This window comes from Pseudonocardia zijingensis, assembly GCF_042657305.1.
Classification (GTDB): Bacteria; Actinomycetota; Actinomycetes; order Mycobacteriales; family Pseudonocardiaceae; genus Pseudonocardia; species Pseudonocardia zijingensis.
The window spans coordinates 1-714 of record NZ_JBHSKO010000083.1 but is presented as its reverse complement, the minus strand read 5'-3'; the positions used below and the strand labels follow the sequence as shown (position 1 = coordinate 714).

Annotated in this window: 1 protein-coding gene; it reads right to left on the bottom strand. The window is 72.0% G+C overall.

Features of this window, described 5'->3' with window-relative positions:
- Positions 1-714: NAD-dependent malic enzyme (locus tag ACFPL3_RS42025; protein ID WP_379591051.1), on the bottom strand; the 714-nt coding region annotated here is incomplete at both ends.

Genomic DNA, 714 nt, shown 5'->3' with positions numbered 1-714 from the left:
CTTGCCGACCACGCGCAGCGCGTTGCGCAGCGCACCCAGCACCACGACGGCGGTGCCGTGCTGGTCGTCGTGGAACACGGGGATGTCGAGCATCTCGCGCAGCCGGGCCTCGATCTCGAAGCAGCGCGGCGCGGCGATGTCCTCCAGGTTGATGCCGCCGTAGGCCGGGGCGAGGATCTCGACGGTCCGGATGATCTCCTCGGTGTCCTGCGTGTCGAGGCAGACCGGCCACGCGTCGACGTTCGCGAACCGTTTGAACAGGGCCGCCTTGCCCTCCATCACCGGCATCGCGGCGGCCGCGCCGAGGTTGCCCAGCCCGAGCACCGCCGACCCGTCGGTGACCACGGCGACGGTGTTGCGCTTGATCGTGAGCCGGCGCGCGTCCGCCGGGTTGGCCGCGATCGCCTGGCAGACCCGCGCGACGCCGGGGGTGTAGGCGCGGGAGAGGTCGTCGCGGTTGCGGAGGCTGACCTTCGACTGCACCTCCAGCTTCCCGCCGAGGTGGACGAGGAACGTCCGGTCGGAGACCTTGCGCACCCGCACGCCGGGCAGCGCCTCGAGGGCCGAGGTGATCTCACCGGCGTGCTCCTCGTTCAGCGCGTTGCAGCTGATGTCGACCACGAGCGTGGCGGTGTGCGACTCGACCACGTCGAACGCGGTGACGACGCCGCCGACGCGGCCGACCGCCATCGTGAGGTCGCCCGCGGCGCTGGC